This is a genomic window from Streptomyces sp. V2I9 (genome assembly GCF_030817475.1).
GTDB lineage: Bacteria > Actinomycetota > Actinomycetes > Streptomycetales > Streptomycetaceae > Streptomyces.
Genome location: NZ_JAUSZJ010000002.1, coordinates 3,516,524 through 3,536,169, shown reverse-complemented (window position 1 = coordinate 3,536,169; position 19,646 = coordinate 3,516,524). Strand labels below are relative to the sequence as shown.

12 protein-coding genes and 2 pseudogenes are annotated in these 19,646 nt (G+C 68.0%); 10 read left to right on the top strand and 4 right to left on the bottom strand.

Features of this window, described 5'->3' with window-relative positions; genetic code table 11:
• Positions 1-318 precede the first annotated feature (318 nt).
• Positions 319-1,074 carry a transposase family protein gene (locus QFZ71_RS15515; protein WP_307668814.1) on the bottom strand — a complete coding sequence of 252 codons (756 nt, stop codon included), beginning with the start codon at positions 1,072-1,074 and terminating at the stop codon, positions 319-321.
• A gap of 301 nt (positions 1,075-1,375) precedes the next feature.
• On the opposite strand from QFZ71_RS15515, the gene QFZ71_RS15510 reads away from it, so the two are divergent.
• The 8 genes and pseudogenes from QFZ71_RS15510 to QFZ71_RS15475 all read left to right on the top strand — a co-directional run bounded on the left by QFZ71_RS15510 (position 1,376) and on the right by QFZ71_RS15475 (position 11,233).
• Positions 1,376-1,624, top strand: a complete 249-nt coding sequence (locus QFZ71_RS15510) for a type II toxin-antitoxin system CcdA family antitoxin (RefSeq protein WP_307668813.1) — start codon at positions 1,376-1,378, stop codon at positions 1,622-1,624.
• Positions 1,621-2,022, top strand: a pseudogene (locus tag QFZ71_RS15505) (DNA-binding protein). Before QFZ71_RS15510 ends, QFZ71_RS15505 begins: the two are co-directional and overlap by 4 nt.
• A gap of 384 nt (positions 2,023-2,406) precedes the next feature.
• Positions 2,407-2,841 carry a hypothetical protein gene (locus tag QFZ71_RS15500; protein WP_307668812.1) on the top strand — a complete coding sequence of 145 codons (435 nt, stop codon included), beginning with the start codon at positions 2,407-2,409 and terminating at the stop codon, positions 2,839-2,841.
• Complete coding sequence (locus QFZ71_RS15495; RefSeq protein WP_307668811.1) at positions 2,838-3,491, top strand: hypothetical protein; 654 nt, start codon at positions 2,838-2,840, stop codon at positions 3,489-3,491. The genes QFZ71_RS15500 and QFZ71_RS15495 overlap by 4 nt, the downstream gene beginning before the upstream one ends.
• A gap of 3 nt (positions 3,492-3,494) precedes the next feature.
• Positions 3,495-8,168: a putative T7SS-secreted protein gene (locus QFZ71_RS15490; protein WP_307668810.1), complete on the top strand. Its 4,674-nt coding sequence runs from the start codon at positions 3,495-3,497 to the stop codon at positions 8,166-8,168.
• A 32-nt stretch (positions 8,169-8,200) separates the two neighbouring features.
• A complete protein-coding gene (locus QFZ71_RS15485) occupies positions 8,201-8,950 on the top strand; it encodes a hypothetical protein (protein WP_307668809.1) in 750 nt (249 codons plus the stop codon).
• Positions 8,951-9,535: 585 nt separating this feature from the next.
• Positions 9,536-10,465: pseudogene (locus tag QFZ71_RS15480) on the top strand (RHS repeat-associated core domain-containing protein); the annotation flags it as partial.
• 12 nt (positions 10,466-10,477) lie between these two features.
• A complete protein-coding gene (locus QFZ71_RS15475; protein ID WP_307668808.1) occupies positions 10,478-11,233 on the top strand; it encodes a hypothetical protein in 756 nt (251 codons plus the stop codon).
• Between the two features lie 835 nt (positions 11,234-12,068).
• On the opposite strand, the gene QFZ71_RS15470 is transcribed toward QFZ71_RS15475, so the two are convergent.
• Positions 12,069-12,563, bottom strand: coding sequence for a S1 RNA-binding domain-containing protein (locus QFZ71_RS15470; protein WP_307668807.1), 495 nt, complete (start codon positions 12,561-12,563; stop codon positions 12,069-12,071).
• A gap of 515 nt (positions 12,564-13,078) precedes the next feature.
• Here QFZ71_RS15470 and QFZ71_RS15465 point away from each other — a divergent pair.
• Together QFZ71_RS15465 and QFZ71_RS15460 are read left to right on the top strand one after the other, a co-directional pair.
• Entirely contained in the window at positions 13,079-13,339 is a 261-nt protein-coding gene (locus tag QFZ71_RS15465; protein ID WP_307668806.1) for a hypothetical protein, read from the top strand.
• Between the two features lie 994 nt (positions 13,340-14,333).
• A complete protein-coding gene (locus QFZ71_RS15460) occupies positions 14,334-15,704 on the top strand; it encodes an FAD-binding oxidoreductase (protein ID WP_307668805.1) in 1,371 nt (456 codons plus the stop codon).
• 140 nt (positions 15,705-15,844) lie between these two features.
• On the opposite strand, the gene QFZ71_RS15455 is transcribed toward QFZ71_RS15460, so the two are convergent.
• Positions 15,845-18,256, bottom strand: coding sequence for a PA14 domain-containing protein (locus QFZ71_RS15455; RefSeq protein WP_307668804.1), 2,412 nt, complete (start codon positions 18,254-18,256; stop codon positions 15,845-15,847).
• Positions 18,257-18,580: 324 nt separating this feature from the next.
• Positions 18,581-19,477 (bottom strand): sulfurtransferase, encoded by an 897-nt coding sequence (locus tag QFZ71_RS15450; protein WP_307668803.1) that lies wholly within the window; start codon positions 19,475-19,477, stop codon positions 18,581-18,583.
• Positions 19,478-19,646 lie beyond the last annotated feature (169 nt).

Here is a 19,646-nt window from a genome sequence, read left to right as displayed (position 1 = left end):
CCCGGCTCACCGCCGGTCGCACGGCTGGAGCGAGCACCATGGTGGGGAGGAAACCCGCTGTGGCCGGGGCGGTCGGCTCCACGGCTTTAGCCACCTCCCCGGTTCGGGTTCCGCATCGAGCAAGACCAGGGGGCCACTCGTTCAAATTCCGGGCAGGATCACAGCCTGCCCGAGTTGCGGCAAGCGTACGGCCCCCTGATCATGCCCGACCCCAAACCGGGCAGGACACCGGCCAAACCCGCTCCGCCGACCTTGTCGGAACCGCCAGCGTGAACAACGGCCTTGGCTATACCCTTACGCCATGAGGGTTTTCCAACCTCACGCTGTCGCGTGGTGAAGGACGAGGACGGCCTTCACCACGTCGGTGATCCGGTTCGTGCTGCAGCGGAGCTTCCGTAGCAGTCGCCAGCCCTTCAGGGCGGCCATGGCCTGCTCGCCGAGGCAGCGGATCTTGGCGTGCGTACTGTTGTGCCGGCGCTGCCACCGCTTGAGGCGACGGCCGCGGAAGGGCACCCGGACCGGGCAGCCGGCACCTTGGTATGCCTTGTCCGCCCAGCACTTGAGTTCGGCAGCGGCGAGAGCTTCGACGATCCCGTGAGTGCGGGCCGCAGTCAGGTCGTGGGTGGAGCCGGGCAGCGCGGGCGAAGCCCACAGCAGGCGGCCGAACGGGTCGGTGAGAACCTGGACGTTCATGCCGTGACGTTTGTGTTTGCCGGAGTAGTACGGGGTGTCGGCGGCGATTCGGTCGATCGGCAGCAGGGTGCCGTCGAGGATCACAAAGGCCGGGCGGCTCGCGGTCCGCATGACCTGGGCCAGGCTGGGAGCGAGCGTGGCCAGGACTTCTATCGCCTCGCGGACATAGCGGTAGACCGTCGCGACCCCGATGCCGAACCCGGCGGCAAGCTGGGCGTAGGTGTCACCGCAGCGCAGATGCGCCAGAACCAGGAGGGCCTGGCGGCCCGGCGTGATGCGCCGCCACCGGGTGCCGATCTCACGACGACGCGCAGCCAGGTGCCCGGCGAGGTGGCGCAGATGGCCACTGGACAGATCGATCGCCGATGGGTAGACAAGCACGCGAAGCTCCTGGTCGGCACGGGTGATCTTGGTCGTGAACCCGTCTACCAGGAGCTTCACCGCTTCGCATATCCCGCCAACCACCGGCGCACACCGTCAGGTTGGAAAGGGCTCAATGAAGGCCCTGGTCAGAGACCGGGGCCTTTCGCTTGCCCTCCAGCGGCGTCGGTCCAAATCCTTGCCCCCCAGTGGACGGCCGGAGAGCGGCTGCTCTGTCATCACCCGACGCATGCGGTCGCAACCATCAAGGCAGGGGCCTGTGACTCAGCCGACCCTCGCATACTCCAATATGATTGGTTTGATGCCCTCAACGACTCGCATCACTGTCACGCTGCCCAGCGACCAGGTGGCGGAGCTCCGCAAGCTCACGGACAACGTCTCCGGGTACGTGGCGGAAGCCGTATCCCGCCAGATCCGGCACCAGCTTCTGGTCGACGACCTCCGCCGTCACGAGGAAGAGCACGGTCCCTTCAGCGACGAGGAGCTCGCCGAGGCTCGCGCGAAGATCTTCGGCTCCGCCGGCACCTCCACGGGTGCGGACGCCGCGTGAGCGAGCGCATCGAAACCGTCGTCCTGGACTCGGAAGGGCTCTCCGCCTGGATCGCGCAGGACCGCAAGCTCCTCGCGATGCTTCAAGTCTTCCATGACATGGGAGCCAACCTGGTCATCGGGCCACCACCATTGTGGAAGTCAGCCACTCCCGTACCAACGCGCCTCGCCCTGAACTGGGTCCTCTCCCGCGTCAAGGTGGAGCCGGTCACCGAACAGTCGGCGAAAGCGGCGGCTGTACTCCTCAAAGGTGCCGGACTGCACAGGCACAAGTACGCCCTCGACGCCACGGTCGCCGAGGTCGCCCTCCGCCAGCCGAAACCCGTCGCCCTGCTGACGTCCGACAGCGACGACATGAACAAGCTCTGCGGCAACCAAGTGCGCATCATCTCCCTCTGACCAGCCGGCCCGCCCGGATCACGCGTCGCACTGCCAGCTCTCGTGCCCCATCCGTGCCCAGCAGAGCGGACAACAGCGGTCAGATATGGTTCTCAGAGACCGGGAGCCATCCACCTGACCAATCCGAAAGCGCAGGTCAGAGCCCCTCCAGCAGCGTAAGAGCCGCTGATTCCCAAGCTCAGAGCGCGAGTTCGATTCTCGTCACCCGCTCTTTGATGAAGGCCCTGGTCGGAGACCAGGGCCTTCATTGTGTTCGGGGCCCGGCCGAGGTGTGGAGGCTGTGGGGACGGCTGGAACCGCGTGGTTGCCGTCGTGCGTGGTGCCCTAGCGTGTGCAGGAGTGAAGGGCGACAGCACGCGTATCCGGGGGGGGGGGGGGGATTCGATGGCTGACGGGGTAGCTCTGGCGGATCGGATAGCCGAGCGGCGGTCCGGGGTCGGTGATCCGGGGGCTCTGGTGGGTGAGCTGCGGCGGTCGTTGGTGCTCGTGCCGTACGACCGGGGTGGGTTGTGGACCGCCGAGTTCGGTGGGGTGCGGTGGGTGTGCGGGTTCACCGATGAGGCCGCTCTGGCCCGGTTCGCCGAGGAGCGGGCCGTGCTGGAAGGGATGGCCGGGGCCGGCTCCAGGAGCTGGGAGTACGCCGCGTTCCGGGGGGCCCGGTTGCTGGACGAGGTCATTCCGGCGATGGGGGTGCCGGCCGGGGTCGCGGTGAATGTGGCTGATCCGGACGGGTCGATGCTGTTCCCGCCAGTGGTGGGGATCGTGCCGGATGCCGTCGCCGTCGATGCGGACGTACCGAGCGAGGGGCGGGACCTGTGAGCGGTACGGGGGCCGAGGACCTCAACGTCGATCCGGTCAGCGTTCAGCAGATTACCAGCGGGCTGCGCGGGGCCGTGGCCGAGTTGAAGGAGATCGGGGACGGCACGGGGGCCGTGCTGGGCAAAGGGCTGTCCGAGCTGTCGATGACCGGGATGGAGGCCGGACATCACGGGCTGTCCGTGGACTTCGAGGACTTCTGCGAGCGGTGGGAGTGGGGCGTCCGCGCGCTCGTCCAGGACGCCAACGCGATCGCGGCGAAGCTCGGGCTGGCGGCGGGGATCGTGTGGGAGGAGGACCAGTACGTCCAGGGCACGTTGAAGATCGTCGTCAACGCGGGCGTGGGGAATCCGCATGCTTCCGAGGACGAGATCGTCAAGCAGGGGTGGGGCGATGTGTTCACCCCGGACTATCTGAGCCCCGACTACAGCCGCGAGTCGTTCGAGCGGGCGGCGGACGAGGCCGGGCAGACCTGGAAGGACACCGGACGGGCGCTCGTCACCGAGGGGAACGGCGGTCGACAGGCGGAGCAGCTGAAAGAGCTGTTCGGTGTGGATCAGCAGACGTTCGACCGGTCCGTGGACGACATGTTCGGGCCATCGCCCGAGGAGCGGGCGCGGCAGAAGGAGCAGCAGGGCGGCGGGGGGAACTAGGCCATGGGGTTCGGGGATTTCGTCAGTGACATCACGCCCGATGTCGTCGAGGACGCGGTCGAGGACGGTGTCGAGTGGGCGGGTGACCGGGTCGAGGACGCCGGGAACTGGACCGGCGACCGGCTCGAGGACGTCGGCTGGGAGTCCGGGGCGGACTGGGTCCGGGAGAAGTCCCGCTCGGTGGCGAACCGGATGGGCGCCGAGGTCGACGAGATGGACCTCGGGCAGACCGAGGACAAGACCAAGCTCATCTACGGCAGCCCGTCCACGATCCGGTCCACCGCGACCCATCTCCGTAAGTTGCAGGGGTCGTTCGACCAGGTCGGCGGTGGACTCAAGGGGGTCGACTCCTCCGCGCTCAAGGGGCAGGCCGCCGACGCCTTCCGGGACTCCGTGTCCATCGAGCCGCCCAAGTGGTTCAAGGCAGCCGACGCCTTCGAGAAGGCCGCCGGCGCGCTCGACTCCTTCGCCGGGACCGTGGAGTGGGCGCAGGGGCAGGCGCAGACCGCGATCGACAAGTGGAAGGCGGGAACCAAGGCGTCGGAGGAGGCCAGGGACGCGTACAACGCCAAGGCGGACACGTACAAGAAGGCCGTCGACGCGTACAACGCCAAGCCCGCCGACGACCGTGACCCCTCCTCGCTGCCGCCCAAGCCCGGCGCGTTCACGGACCCGGGCATCGGGCGGATGGAGGAGGCGCAGTCGCTGCTCGCGGAGGCGCGCAAGCAGCGCAACACCGCCGCCGACATCGCACGCAAGGCCGTCACCGCGGCCCGGGACTCCGCGCCGCCGAAGCCCCGGTACGCCGAGCAGGCTTTGGACGGGCTCGCCGAGTACCAGGTGATCCAGACTCATATCGCGGGCGGCGTCGTCAAGGGCGCGGCAGGCATCCTGAACTTCGCGCGGAGCGTCAACCCGACCGACCCGTACAACATCACCCACCCCGCCGAGTACGGACTCGCGCTCAACAACACCGCCGCCGGCCTCGTCCGGGTCGCCAACGACCCCTGGGGCACCGGCAAGCAGATGGTCACCGACTTCATGAAGGACCCCGCCGAGGGGTTCGGCCGGCTCCTGCCGGACCTCGCCCTCACCGCCGCGACCGGCGGCGCGGGGGCCGGCGTCAAGGGAGCCCGAGTGGTGAAGGAGGCCGCCGACCTCGCCTCCGACGCCCGCAAGCTGGAGCGCGCCGCACCCGAAGGAACCCACAACCGCCCCGACAGCGAGCGCACCAGCGGGGGAACCGACCCGGTCGACCTCGCCTCCGGTCGCATGTTCCTTCCTCAGACCGACGTGAGGCTCCCCGGCGTACTGCCCCTGACATTCACGCGTCGCTTCGAGTCCGGGTACACAGCCGGCCGGTTCTTCGGACCCTCCTGGTCCTCCACCGTCGACGAACGCCTGGAGATCGACGCCCACGGCGTCATCCACGTCACCGCCGACGGCCTGCTCATCACTTACCCCCACCCCTTGCCCGGGTTGCCCACCCACCCGGAATCCGGCACCTCACGCAATTCCCTGAGCCGTGATGAATCCGGCGACTACACCCTCACCGACTCCGACACTCGACTGACCAAGTACTTCTCCGCTCCTCATGGAACGGAACCCGGCCAGGACGGAACCGCATGGCTCGTCCAGATCAGCGACCGCAACGACAACGCCATCAGCATCGACCGCACCGAGGACGGGACACCCCAGGAACTCGCCCACTCCGCCGGGTACCGCCTCTCGCTCACCAGCACCGAAACGGGGATCACCGTGCTGAGTGTGAGAGACGAGACAGGCGCGGCCACCCCCATCAGGTCCTACGGCTACACGGGCGGCGATCTCACCACCGTCACGAAACCGTCCGGCGCCACACTCACCTTCATCTACGACGATCGAGGGCGGATCACCGCCTGGATCGACTCCAACAACCACCGCTACGACTACACCTACGACAACAACGACCGCGTGATCGCGCAGGGAGGTGAGGGCGGCCACCTGCAGATGACCCTCGCCTACAGCGATCCGGACACGGGGACCGGCCACCGCACGACCTCTCTGACGACCGCGCGCGGTCACACCACCCGCTATCTCGTCGGTAGAGGCAGCCGCATCCTCTCCACGACGGACCCGCTCGGCCATACCACTCGCTTCACCCACGACACCCGCGGAAGGCTGCTCACGCTCACCGACCCACTCGGTCGCGCCACAACTCACCAGTACGACGAGGAGGGGAGACAGACCGCGGTCCTCCACCCCGATGGCAGTGAGGAGCGCATCGTCTTCGACCGGCTCGGCCTGCCAACTCACTACACGGCTCAAGATGGTGCTCGTTGGCTGCAGGAGTTCGACGACCGTGGTAACCGGACCGCCGTCACCGATCCCATGGGGCACACAACGCGCTACAGCTACGACGCTGCCGGTTTCCTGACCGGGACGACCAACCCGCTCGGGGCGGTCACCTCGATACGGTGCGATGCGTCAGGGCAGCCTGTGGCGGTCACGGACGCCGTCGGTGCCACCACCCGTTACCAGCGGGACCTCCTTGGTCGCCCTGTCCGGATAACCGACGCCCTGGGTGCGACCACGGTCCTGGAATGGTCAGCCGACGGAGAGCTGGCCAGTCGTACCACCCCTGACGGTTCCAAGGAGTCCTGGACCTACGACGGCGAAGGGAACTGTACGCGTCACGTCGACGCGCTCGGACGGGAGTCCCACTTCGAGTACACGCACTTCGATCTTCTCTCGGCGAGCAGGTCACCCGGAGGAGCGAGTTTCGAGTTCCAGCACGATGGCGACCTCAACCTCACGCAGGTCCGGAACACGCTGGGCTCGGTGTGGTCGTACACACGCGACCCTGCGGGACGGCTCGTTTCGGAGACGGACTTCGACGGCCGCACGCTCAGCTACGAGTCGGACGCTGCCGGACAGGTAGTCACGCGCACCAACTCGCTGGGTGAGTCCATCACGTACGAGCGTGACGCGTGCGGCCGAGTTACCCGCAAAGACGCGGCGGGCACGGTGACGACCTTCTCCTACGACCGAGCGGGGCGCCTGCTCCATGCTGTGGGGCCGGAAAGCGAACTGCTCTATCAGTACAACCGAATCGGCCGTGTGAAAGTAGAGATAGCCGACGGCCGAGTCACCACCTATACCTACGATGCGCTGGGCCGCCGGACCCAGCGCGTGACACCCACCGGTCAGCGCACCAGGTACGCCTACGACGCCTCCGACCGGCTCACCGAGCTGATCAGCGGCAACCGGACCATCGCGTTCACCCACGACCTGGCGGGCCGCGAACTGACGCGCGCTTTCGGCCCCGAGCTGACCTTCAACTCGGCGTGGGACGGCGCTGGCAGGCTGGTCACACAGCACATCTTCAGTGGCGAAGACACAGTGAACCGCCGGTCCTACACCTACGACGCCGACGACCGGCTCACAGCGGTCGACGACACACTGCGCGGCATGTCGCGGTTCACCCTGGACGCTGTCGGCCGGGTCGTGTCCGTCACAGCGGACCGATGGGCCGAGAGCTACTCCTACGACGCCGACGGAAATCAGACTTCGGCGTCCTGGACTGCCTCCCATCCCGGCCAGGAGGCTACGGGACCTCGTTCCTACACCGGCACGGAGATCATTCGCGCCGGCGCGCTCCGGTTCGAGCACGATGCTCTGGGCCGGGTCACCGTCCGCCGGAAGACACGGCTGTCCCGCAAGCCCGACACCTGGCGGTACACGTGGGATGTCGAGGACCGCCTGACGGCGGTGACCACCCCGGACGGCATCGCGTGGCGCTACCGCTATGACCCCCTTGGCCGCCGCACAAGCAAAGTCCGGCTTTCCGACATGGGTGACCCCACGGGCGAGGAGGTCCGTTTCTCCTGGGATGGCACCACGCTCTGCGAGCAGACCACGTTGTCTTCGGAGCTTCCTCGTCCAGTCACGCTCACCTGGGATCACGACGGTATTCGCCCGATCGCCCAGACCGAACGCATCCTGTCCTCGAACACGCGACAGGACGTGATCGACGAGCGATTCTTCGCGATCGCCACCGACCTGATCGGCACCCCCACCGAACTCATCGATGAGACCGGGAACGTGGGATGGCAGTCCCGCGCGGCTCTCTGGGGCAGTACGACATGGGCGAGAGACAGCACGACCTACACGCCGCTCCGCTTTCCCGGTCAGTACTACGACCCGGAGAGCGGCCTGCACTACAACCACCACCGGCACTACGATCCGCAGACCGCCCGTTACCTCACAGCCGATCCCCTCGGCCTCTCACCTGCACCCAACCCCCGTACCTACGTCCACAACCCCCACACATGGTCCGATCCGCTGGGGCTCGGCCCCTGCCCCCGAGGGGGGTGGGAAGAAAAAGCCGACTTCTCCAGCCAGAGTGTGATGAGCAAGAAATTCCACGCACACGCGGGAGATTTCCTGGACGAGCCGGGTAATCTCAAAAAGGCGAATCTCCAAAGGTTCGAAGATAGCATGCGGGCTCACATAAAAGCGGATGACACGAAGATTTATCGATTCGACTACAGAGGCCAAGGACAAGCGATCGGCTTCATTGACCCGACCACTCAGAAGATGGTCATGCTACACGCGGACACCGGAAAATTCTGGTCAGGCTATAAACTGGGCGACAAGCAATTTCAGAGCATCATCGATAAAGGGTTCCTATGGTGACAGGGTCGAACGAGGGCGGAGCTGGAAACGCCATGGCTGTTCTCGACAGGCAGGGCGCCTTCAGCGGACAATGGCTCGCGGCAGGAGAGAAGAAGGTCGCCCCGGTGCCGGCAGGCAGTCACACGGACGACTCTCTGGTCAGGCGTATCACCGAGGGATGCCGGACTGCAGGCGCCGACGCCGTCCTGGTGATTCACCCCTCCGTCGGGGCAATCGCCACTGCGGACAGCCTGCCGCCGGCCGATCCGGGCCTTGTCTCGCTGCCTGCGGATCTTCTGCTCGTCGCTGCGAACCTGGAGGGCGCGGTCCTCTTTCCCGGACCGGGCTACGCCTTGGTCGCCGGCACGTCGGCGTTCCTCGCGGGAGCAGCGCCAGAGGGAGTGGACCAGGCGCGTGCTCGCTTCGCCCGTTACGCTCGGGCAGCAGCACGGAAATGGCCCGCTCTGGAGTCGACCGCGCGGTCGTTTCCTCCCGGACACATCGCCTGGAAGTACCCGAGGGACGTTCCGGAGGCCACCGCCACGGGCCAGCAGCTGGCACTGATGAGAGATCTAGCAGCCGGACACTGCACGGGGGCGGAATTCGCCGTCGGTTGGCTCGACGCACGTCGTCGTTCGCAGCAGCGGGGCGAGCGGGTCCGCGATCCCTTGGAGACGCTCCTCGATCGTGTCTTCTCGCTGCTGGAGGACTACTCCATCGACCCGCAGTTCAAGGAGCCGGACGACCTGTCGGACGACGAATTGAAGAACGCCGTCATCGAGCTGCTGCGCAAAGCGGAATGACCAGCGTCAGAGACCTCTGAGGACCGGCCGCCGTGGAGACTGGTGGCGGGGCCGGCTCCCCGCAGGCGAGAGCCGGGCACCTCCGGACGTGGCGTCCGATCTCTCCGGGTCGTGCCCCATCCGTGCCCAGCGAAGCGGACAACAGCGGTCAGATATGGTTCCCAGAGACCGGGAGCCATCCACCTGACCAATCCGAAAGCGCAGGTCAGAGCCCCTCCAGCAGCGTAAGAGCCGCTGATTCCCAAGCTCAGAGCGCGATTTCGATTCTCGTCACCCGCTCTTTCAGAAGGCCCCGGTCTCCGACCGGGGCCTTCTTCGTATTCGGCGGCGGTCCGTGGTGTGGGGGCTGTGGGGACGGCTGGAACCACGTGGTTACGGGTGGGCGTGGTGTCCTAGCGTGTGCGGAAGTGAAGGGCGACGACTCGCGTATGGGGGAGGCACCAGTGGGTGACGGGTCAGCGCTGGTGGATCGGATAGCCGAGCGGCGGGCCGGGGTCGGTGACCCGGAAGCCCTGGTAGGTGAGCTGCGGCGGACTCTCGTGCTCGTGCCGTACGACCGTGGCGGGTTGTGGACCGCTGAGTTCGGTGGCATCCGACGGTGGAACCGTCGTCGAAGAGGTCAGATTCGCCTGGGACGGCCTCACCCTCTGCGAACAGACCATGCGAGAGTCCGCTCTGCCGAACACCGTTGTCATCACATGGGATCACAGCGCCGGAGTCCCTCTCGCCCAGACCGAGCGCATCCTGACCGCCGACACCCGTCAGGACGAGATCGACCGGCGGTTCTACGCCATCGCCACCGACCTCGTCGGTGCCCCCACCGAACTCGTCGACGAATCGGGCGATATAGCTTGGCGCACCCGCACCACTATCTGGGGCACCACTGCCTGGGAACGGACGAGTACGGCCTACACCCCTCTGCGCTTTCCCGGCCAGTACTACGACCCGGAGACCGGCCTCCACTACAACCTCTTCCGCCACTACGATCCGGCAGCAGGCCGCTACGTCTCTCCCGACCCACTCGGTCTGGCGCCAGGGCCGAACCCGGTCGCCTACGTCGACAACCCCTTCACCTGGTGCGACCCGCTGGGCCTCATGCCCAAGTGTCCCAAGGAGAGGGCCCGGAAGGTTGCCGACCAGGTGATCGAGCGGGCCCAGGAAGGGAAGATGAGGAAGTCCGGCAACTACCACGCCGACACACGGCACCAGTTCAGCGACGACCGGGTTCTGGAGATCCTCAAGAACCCCGACGCGGTCTACCACTCCCAGGGACAGCGAGGAAACCTCACCTTCCGGCAAGGAGAAGACGTCGTGATCACCAAGGGGCCGGGCGCCGGCGCGGGCGATGTCATCACCGCTTACGGTCCTTCGGGGACCCGAGGGGAAAGCGGCGCCAAGGCATTCGGCGGATCGCCTGACGACCCCGGCCTGCCGGTGACCCATGACGATATTGTGAACGGCAACATTCCGGACAGCCGAGGCGGCACGCTGGCGCCCGCCGATCAGATCCGGTGAGGTGGGACACCTGTGGAAATCGCCCTGAACACCCTTCGCGCCGTGGTGACGGATACTCCGCTCACGTCCACCCCGCGCCTCGCCCTCGACATCCCCCAGTTGGTCGTCGGTGAGTTCACCGACCGGGCGGAATTCGAGCGGCTGCTGCCCGGCACCTTCGGAAGCCAGGAGTGGCTGGGGTCGGAGAACGACGACCTTCTGTTCGACAACGGCAGCCGCGAGCTGGTCGGCGTGGGCCTCCACCTGCCCGCCGTATCCGCCCCGGCAGAGGCCGGAGTCCGCCTTCCCACCGAGCCCCGGGCCGTCCGGGGCGGGCTCCGCGCGGAGGAGGCAAACGACTTTGCCCTCGCGCAGACGGCGGTGCTGTGCTGCGACCCCGAAGCGACGGAACTGGCCTGCCTGCGGAATCTCGCGATCCTCGACACTCCGCTGGATGCCCGGATCGGTATCGCCCCAGGCTTGGCGCTCCTGGTCCAGACCGGGGCAGTCGTCGGCTGGAGCCTGGCCGACCCTGTCCGATACCTGACGACCGGGTACGCCGTCGCCGACCTGGCGCCGCCGGCGCCATCCACCAGGCGGCGACTGGCCGAGTGCCTCGCGCTGATCACCCGCCCGCTGGTCGACGACGTGATGGACAAGGAACCGGACGCCTGGCATCGGCTGCGGGCGACTGAGCGGGCCCTGCGCGAACAGAAGGAGGACCTGAACAGGGCAGCAGCGCTCCACCAGCTTGTGGCTCGCTTGATCGAGGACTACGAGAACTGGTGAATGGGGCAGGACGTGGGTCTACCTAACTCGCTGTTCGCCCCGACACCTCGACGTACAGTCCGCCGAGAACCGCTGGAACCAGCCGAACCCAAGGAGCTCGGACGGCGCCATGCCGGTGCCCCCTTCGGCCTGAGCGACTTGCAGGCGCGACAGGGCAAAACCGACTGGATCGGCGACACGAAGTGCGCCGCCTACGGGCTCGACGTGCAGGCAAGCTTTGCATCGGGCCGAGCAGACCTCAACAGCCGTGCCCCATCCGTGCCCAGCAGCGCGGACAACAGCGGTCAGATGCGGCTCCCAAAGACCGAGGCAATCTACCGGCGACATTCAAAAGTCCAAGTCAGAGCATCTCTGGCAGCCCAAGCACCGTTGATTCCCAAGCTCAGAGCGCGAGTTCGATTCTCGTCCCCGCTCCCTCCATGAAGGCACTGGTCAGCGACTGGGGCCCTATTTGTGTTCAGTGCCGGCCTGTGGTGTGGGCGCTGGGTGGTGGCAAGAACCACGTGGTTGCAGCTGGGCGGGGTGGCCTGGCGTGCGCGGAAGTGAAGGGTGATGACTCGCGTACAGGGAGGGCTTCCGGTGGGCGACCGGGTGGGCGATCGAATCGCCGAGCGGCGGGCCAAGGTCGGTAATCCAGGGGCTCTGTAACGGCTGAACGGACAAACCACCCCACGGGCGTTCATGTCACCGCCTCGGCGAAGATCATTTACGGGACAGCCCTTAGCTTCACGTAAACCTTGCCAGGGCCGCGTTCCCACGTACGCCGACAGTCCTGCGGGTCAGGTGCGCCGCACTGGCCGGTTGCATGGTGTTGGCAGCCCGTCAAAACGGTAGCTCACGTACGAGCTCTCAGCGAGAGTGTGATCTGACGTTCATGAAGATTAATTCTGGCAACCTCGACACAGATCTCATCGCCCACTCGATATTCATCAGCAATATCGACCATTGCAGACCCAGGGAGCAGTCCGCTCACTCCACCCGGCAATGAAACGAGAAGACCGACAGGCGTCACCATCACGACACTCCCAGTAAAAGATGCCCCAAAATGCTCGCGCGCAAATTTCTTCATGGGGTCCTCCTCCAGGCCCTTGATGGAGAGGAGGACTTGCTCTCGCGCAGGGGCGTGACCGATGACCAGGGAACTCACCTCCCGCCCTTCGCACATCACTTCGGTGATTTCCGCGTACTTCATCCATGTGATCTCGGAGGGGTTGACGAATCCCGCACAACCCCCAAGATCTACGAAAACGCCGAAGTCGAAGACATCAGATACCACCCCTTTGCAGACATCCCCCTCCCTGAACCTCTGCCCTGCCGACCAAATCATCATGCATTCCTCGCAATCCAAGTCTTAAGTAGATCACCAAAAGGTCGCGCGAGCACGGGTGGCCGCGCCTCAAATTTCGCGGAAAGGGGCACGGTCATCTATTCCAGCGGAGCGACATCGACACAGGTTGGATTCAAGCCGGGCCCGACCCCCATGCCGGTACGGAGAGGGGAGCCAGCCCCAGAACAAGCCAGGCTCTGCCCCGAGCACGAGGCAGGGAGTCGCCGGCAGTCGCTGCGGAGAGGTCATGAGGTTGCGCCCCTCACGTCAGTTCCGCTCGCCGTCAACTGCCAGCGCAGAATGCGAGATGGGACGCCATAATTCCCTGACAGCCTCATGGTCAACCGCTACTGACATCTCCGCGCAGACCTCCAGTGACCAAGCTGCTGCACGGCGGCCACCCTCGCACGTCGCTCGATCGCTGTGAAGTCAGAGGGACAGCCTCTCAAGGTTGGTGCGGAACGCCTGAGTCAGGGCACTTCTCTTCTATGGGGGGCGTTGCCGGCTGAGTCGTGTGGGTGGAGACACTCACCGGCTTGCGGATGAGGCGATTCGAGAAGGTGGTGGGGGTAGTACGGGAGCGGGGAGGGAACGGTCCCGGTGTCGGCCGACCGCCAGGCTTCGACCGCGACACCTACCACCGCCGCAACACCGCCGGACGCTGCTTCACCCGGCTCAAAGCCATCCGCGGCATCGCAACCGGATGCGACAAGACCGCCCCTTCCTACGAAGCAGCGGTCAGCCTGCCGTCGTTGCTGTTTTCGGCACGATCGCTGTGAGGACGGACCCCAGCGGGGGCTCTGCGGCGGGCCCTGGTGCTCGTGCCGTACGACCGTAAGGGGTGATGGACCGCCGAGTTCGGCGGGGTGCGGTGGGCGTGCAGGTTCGCCGGGGAGGCGGCGTTGTCACCGTTCGCCGAGGTGCGGGGCTGTGGTGGACGGGGCCGGAGCCGCGGTGAACGTGGCCCACCCGGACGGGTCGATGCTGTTTCCGTCAGAGGGGGATCGTGCCGGATGCCGCCGCCGTCAATGCCGACGTCCCCATCGAGGGGGACGGCGAGTGGCACGGGGGCGGACCATCTCCACCTCAACGCCGAGCCGGTCAGTGTGCAGCTGAGGTGGGACACCGGGGGAAAACGCCCTCAACACCCTTCCCGCCGTCCGGACGACCGGATCACCTCGTGGACGGTAACGACCCCAACGTTCCGCTATGTGTATGACGGTGCCGGCCGCGTGGTCCGCACGGTCGGCCCGGACGGCTATCTGTCGTCCACGTTCGCCTACGACGTCCGGCCGGCGACGGGCGGCCGCGTCACCGGTACTCGGACTCCCTCGGCGCGACCAGGCACTGGTCGCGCCGACGACGAGACCGGGCGGCGCACCCGATCCGTCCTGTGGGGAGCCACGTCGTGGGACCGCGACGCCGGCGCGTACACCCCCCTGCGCTTCCCCGGCCGGTACTCCGACCCGGAATCGGGCCTCCACTACAACCGCCACCGACCGGCCGACGCCCTGTGCCCCCTCCCCCGGGAGGAATCGGAGGAACCGGAGGAACAGGCCGACCGCGACCGGCGGCCATCGGCGACCCGTGGTCGGACATCCGGCGGGCATGCTCCCACCCTGGTCGAGTTGAGCATCCGGCTCACCGGCGTAGCGTGGAAGACGCCTGGATGAGGGCAGCCGGGTCGCTGACGGGCAGGGGAGCCAGGAGCGACCGACGTAGAGGGCTGGACGTCTCCGGAACTCGTGCAAGAGCGCGCAAGGAGTGAGATGGATGAACATCTCATCGATCAACCAGCTGCGGGACCGTGTACGGGGGCCGGTGATCACGCGTGACTGCGACGGCTACGACGAGGCGCGCAAGGTCTACAACGGCATGATCGACCGGTACCCGGCTGCCGTCGTGCAGTGTGCGCATGCGGGCGATGTGATGGCTGTGGTCGACTTCGCACGCGGGAATGAGCTGGACCTCGCGGTGCGTGGTGGTGGGCACAGCGTGCCCGGCTTCGGGACCTGCGACGACGGTGTTGTGGCCGATCTGTCGGGCATGAGAGGCGTCCGGGTCGATCCCCGGCGGCGGACCGCGCGGGTGGACGGCGGAGCGACCTGGGGCGACTTCGACGCGGCGACGCACACGTTCGGTCTGGCCACAACGGGCGGGATCATCTCCACCACCGGCGTCGCGGGGCTCACCCTCGGTGGAGGGATCGGGTACCTTGCCCGCAGCCTCGGGCTGAGCTGCGACAACCTGGTCTCGGCCGATGTGGTGACTGCGGACGGCAGGCTGCTCGTGGCGAGCGAGCACGAACACGAAGACCTGTTCTGGGCCATCCGCGGTGGCGGCGGCAACTTCGGCGCGGTGACGTCGTCCGAGTTCCGGCTCAGTCCGGTCGAGAACATCTACGGCGGGCCCATCCTGTACGAGTTGGAGGATGCGGGCACGGTTCTGCGCGCGTTCCGCGAGTTCATCGCCGACGCCCCCGAGGAGCTCGGCGGCTTCCCCGCCTTCCAGATCGCTCCGCCACTGCCGTTCATCCCGGAGGACCGGCACGGCGACACCTTCATCCTCATCGTCGCGTGCTGGTCCGGACCCATGGACGAGGGAGAGCGCGCCGTCCAGCGGTTCCGGGATATCGCACCGGTGGTCGCCGAGCACGTCGGCCCCCTGCCGTATCCCGCTCTCAACAGCGCGTTCGACGCGCTGGTACCGCCTGGCCTGCAGCACTACTGGAAGGCCAACTTCGTGACGGAGCTCAGTGATGCGGCGATCACGGCACACCTCGATCACGCGGCCCGGCTGCCCGCCATGAACTCGACGGTGCACATCTATCCGGTCAACGGCGCCTGCCATCGCGTGGCACCGGAGGACACGGCCTTCGCCTACCGTGACGCCAACTTCGCCACCGTCATCGCGGGCATGTGGCCGGACCCTGCCGACAACGAGGCCAACATCGCCTGGGTGCGGGACTACTACCAGGCCACCGCACCGCACGCGGAAGAAGGCGGGTACATCAACTTCATGTCCGAGGACGACCAGGACCGCATCAGGGCCAACTACCAGGGCAACTACGAACGCCTCGTCGAGGTCAAGAGGGACTACGACCCCGGAAACCTCTTCCACGTGAACCAGAACATCGCCCCGTAGGGGCGACAGTCGGCCGCAGGAACCGTTGGCCCTTCACCACGGTTCGTTGCGCCGGGACACAGAGGAGGGGGAGGGGACCGAAGAACTCTTCGGTCCCCTCCCCCGGGCCCACCGGTCCCCTCCCCCTGGCCCACCTCGGGTCAGAGCCAGGAGTCCCAGATGCCGTAGGCCGTCGATCGGGTCGCGGCCTCGGCGCCCGAGGCGTCGAGCCGTACGACGCGGTAGTAGTACAGGCCGAGCCGGTCCTCGTGCACCGTGGTGTCCATGAAGAACGCCGCGTCACCCGCCGTGCCCTCCGTCAGGGCGACGTAGGCGGCGGTGACGGGGTCCCAGCGCTCCACGCGGTAGCTCGCGAAGCGGGAGCAGTCCCCGAGTCCGGAGCTCTCGGAGCAGCCGACGTACAGCTCCGGGTACTGGCCCTCGCGGACGTCGGTCTCCGTCCAGCCCGGTGGCCGGGTGTCGGGCAGCGTGACCGACACCTCGGCGGGGTGGAGTACGTCGAGTGGCTCGTCGTCGTGCAGGAGCCGGTCGTCCGTGGCCGCCACCTTGTAGACGTGGGTGGCGCCGTCGGCGACCGTCGGGCAGAGGATCTCGGTGCCGGCCAGGGAACTGCCGGTCCAGCAGTTCTCCTTCCAGACCGTCTCACCGCTGTCCGGGTCGGTGACGCCCTGCCATACGTGGTAGCCGCGGACGTCGGCGTCGGCGGGCGGCGTCCAGGTCAGCCGGACGCCGAGCGGGACGCGTTCCGCGGTCAGGTCCTGGACCGGGGCGGGACGCCGGGTGTCCGGGGTGGTCTCCGTGGCGGGCGGACCGGCCTGCGACACCCGCCCGTACCGGTCGGTCGTCACGACCCGGTACTCGTACGTCGTCTCCGACGCGCCCTGGACGTCCCAGCAGCTGCCGTTGACCTGCCTGCGGGCGGAGAGGGGGGCGTCGTCGTCCGCCCAGGTCCAGTACGTGTCCGGGTCGTCCAACGGCTGGTCCACCGCGGTGAACGGCTTGCACTGGTCCACGACGGCGGTCTCGCCCGTCGCGGTGTCGGTCCGGATGATCCTGTACGTGGGAAGGTGCTGTTCGTCGACGGTCCACGGGTCGACGCTGCTCCACGCGACCATCACGCCCTCGTCGAACCTCTTGGCGGTGGTCTTGAAGGCCGGGATCGCCTCCGGCCGGTCGGCCATCTCCAGCGTGATCTCCACCGGCGCGGCGGCGTTGCCCCGGGCGTCCACGGAGCGGACCGCGTACCGGTAGCTGTCGGCGACGGCGGCCGTCTGCCGCGGCACCACGTCGGTCCGGGTGGCGGCGCTCCCCTCGGGAAGAGCGTCGGTGTAGCCGCCGGTCGCCGGGTCGTACTGGAGGACCTGGTACGAGGCGGCCCCGGTGACCGGTGACCACACCAGATGCGGAACGCCCGAGCGATACTCGGTGCGGAGCCCCGTGACGGCGGCGGGCGGGGTCAGGTCGGGGGTGGTGAACGTCCTGGCGGCCGAGTACGCCGACCAGTTCCCGACGGCGTCCCGTGCCCGCCCCCGGTAGGTGACCTGGCTGCCGTCGGCCCGGTAGCCGGTGTCGCAGATCGCGCCCTTGGTGCCGGAGTAGACGGTGCTCCAGCGCTTCGTGACGGCGTCGAGCCGCTGCATCTCGTACCGGGCGATGTCGGCGGCGTTCTGCGCGGTGGTGACCAGCTCCGGCGCCGCGTAGGGCTGGTCGGCCGGGCAGGCGTCCCATTCGACGAAGGGTGCGGCGGGCGGCGTCCTGTCGATGGTGGTGACGAGGGCGTCGGTGCTGCCGCCGGAGGCATGGCCCGCCCGGTCGACGGCCCGCACCTCGTAGTAGTAGGCCGCGCCGGTCCTGGGCAGCGCGCTGTCGGTGTACGACGTGGCCGTGGTCGTCCCGAGCGGCTTGCTTCCGTACGGCGTGCCCTTCAGCCGCCGGTAGACCCGGTAGTTCGCCAGGTCCATCTCCCGGTTCCTGGTCCAGGTGAGCTTGGCCGCACCGGTGGTGGAGTCGTACGAAACGGCCGCGCCCGTCGGAGTGAGGGGCCTGACCTTGTCATGGACGGCGGAGGTGCGCGGCGTGTAGGTGAACCTGACGTTCGCGGAACCCGTCCAGTTGACGAAGTCGAAGCGGAGCGTGTGCTTCCCCTGGGGAATCGTCACGTTGACCGTCTTCTCGACGGTGGCGGAGACGTTCTTCCACACGTCGATCTTGCGGACCCCGTCGAGGTAGACCCGCATGCCGTCCTGGGCGGAGGCCGTGAACGTGAAGGGGCCGCCGGAACCGAAGTCGCGCGTCACCGTCCAGCGGACACCGAAGTGGTTGGACGGCACGCCGGAGGCGGGCGCCCCCTTGCCCCAGTTCTGGGCGATCGCGGAGTCGCAGTCCGTCTTCTTCGGCGTGCCCGAGAACGTCGTGTTCGTGAAGAACTGCCGTGTGAAGACGGGGGAGGCACAGCTCACCGCGGCGGTGGCGGGTACGGCGGTGGCGTACAGCACTCCGCCTGCCGTCGCCAGAACCAAGGCGGTGGCGGTCGTGCGTCTGGCTGGGTTCATCAAGTCCTTCAGTCCTGTTCGGCGGCCGATGTCGATCAGACGTCGCCGAACAAGACGGACCAGAGCGTCGGTTGGTTGTACGCGTCCCACCCGTGACCGTTCAGGCGCCGGAACACGGTCTCCGCAGCGCCCCGCAGTGCCCCCTGTTCACCCGTGCTCAGCGGGGCGGGCGTCGGCCGGTCGGAGGCCGTTCAGCAACCGGAGCACCGCTGCTTCCCCCCGAAGGGCGCGGCGTTCCGCCTCGCATCGGTCCGCACCATCCGCGAGGCGGGCCGGTGAAGGGACGCCCCTGCGCGGTGAGCCGCCCGCCGCACCGTGCCCCGGTCACCGCGGGCCGCTCCCGCCGAGGGCGTCGCCGGTGGCCACCGGCCGGTCGGAGGGCAGGCCCCACTCGCTCCAGGAGCCGTCGTACACGGCGAGGTCGTCGTACCCGGCCAGAGTGGCCCCCAGGGCGAGGACGCAGGCGGTGACCCCGGAGCCACAGCTGAAGTACAGCTGCTCACGGCCCCCGGCCGCCGCCTCGAACACCGTGCGCAGTTCGTGCGCCGGCCGCATCACACCGCCGTCCCGCAGGAGTTCGCCGAAGGGGAGGCCGGCGGCGCCCGGCATGTGGCCCCGGCGCAGGCCGGGCCGCGGCTCGGGCGCGGTGCCGGCGTACCGTTCCGCGGTACGTGCGTCGAGCACGGCGGACGCCGGGTCGGCGAGGGCTGCTGCGACCGCGTCGGCGTCCACGATCAGCCCCGGTCGGGGCCGGGCGGTGAAGCCGCCGCGCGGGCCGTCGTAGGCGGCGGGCGTCGACTCGACCGGATGGCCGGCCGCGATCCAGGCGGGCAGGCCGCCGTCGAGGACGGCGACCCGGTCGAAGCCCATGGCGCGCAGCATCCACCAGGCGCGGGCGCTGGAGTAGATGCCCCGGGCGTCGTAGACGACCACCGTGTCGGAGTCGTCGACGCCGAGCGCACGCAGGGCCTCGGTGAACTGCCGGACATCCGGCATGGTGTGCGGCACAGGGGAGGTGTGGTCGGACAGTTCGCCGTCGAGGTCGAAGGGGCGGGCCCCGGGGATGCGCACCGGGGCGCCCCGGTGGGCTCCGACCGAGGCGTCGAAGAGGACCACGCCCTCACCGCTCCGGGCGGCCGCCGGCGCCGCCAGCCGGTCGGCCCCGACGAGCGGCCCGGTGAACCCGGTGGCGGCGGTGTCGGGCGGTGTCGTCGCGCTCATGCGGTACCTCCGGGTGAATCGGCGGGCCGCCACCGGGTGTTGTCGGTGCACCGGCCCGCCGTAGGTTCGAGATCAGCTGCCCCATCCTCCTCGGTGACGCCGTCGCGCACGATCCCCGCACCCGACGAGCCCGCTGCGGACGGAGCGGGCCGGGGCCGGGGTCGTGGCG

Excerpts from the sequence above, each read along its gene's own strand:
- QFZ71_RS15490 (WP_307668810.1), top strand. The coding sequence starts at position 3,495 with ATGGGGTTCGGGGATTTCGTCAGTGACATCACGCCCGATGTCGTCGAG.
- QFZ71_RS15460 (WP_307668805.1), top strand. The coding sequence starts at position 14,334 with ATGAACATCTCATCGATCAACCAGCTGCGGGACCGTGTACGGGGGCCG.
- QFZ71_RS15500 (WP_307668812.1), top strand. The coding sequence starts at position 2,407 with ATGGCTGACGGGGTAGCTCTGGCGGATCGGATAGCCGAGCGGCGGTCC.
- QFZ71_RS15470 (WP_307668807.1), bottom strand. The coding sequence starts at position 12,563 with ATGATGATTTGGTCGGCAGGGCAGAGGTTCAGGGAGGGGGATGTCTGC.
- QFZ71_RS15455 (WP_307668804.1), bottom strand. The coding sequence starts at position 18,256 with ATGAACCCAGCCAGACGCACGACCGCCACCGCCTTGGTTCTGGCGACG.
- QFZ71_RS15450 (WP_307668803.1), bottom strand. The coding sequence starts at position 19,477 with ATGAGCGCGACGACACCGCCCGACACCGCCGCCACCGGGTTCACCGGG.
- QFZ71_RS15510 (WP_307668813.1), top strand. The coding sequence starts at position 1,376 with ATGCCCTCAACGACTCGCATCACTGTCACGCTGCCCAGCGACCAGGTG.
- QFZ71_RS15485 (WP_307668809.1), top strand. The coding sequence starts at position 8,201 with ATGGCTGTTCTCGACAGGCAGGGCGCCTTCAGCGGACAATGGCTCGCG.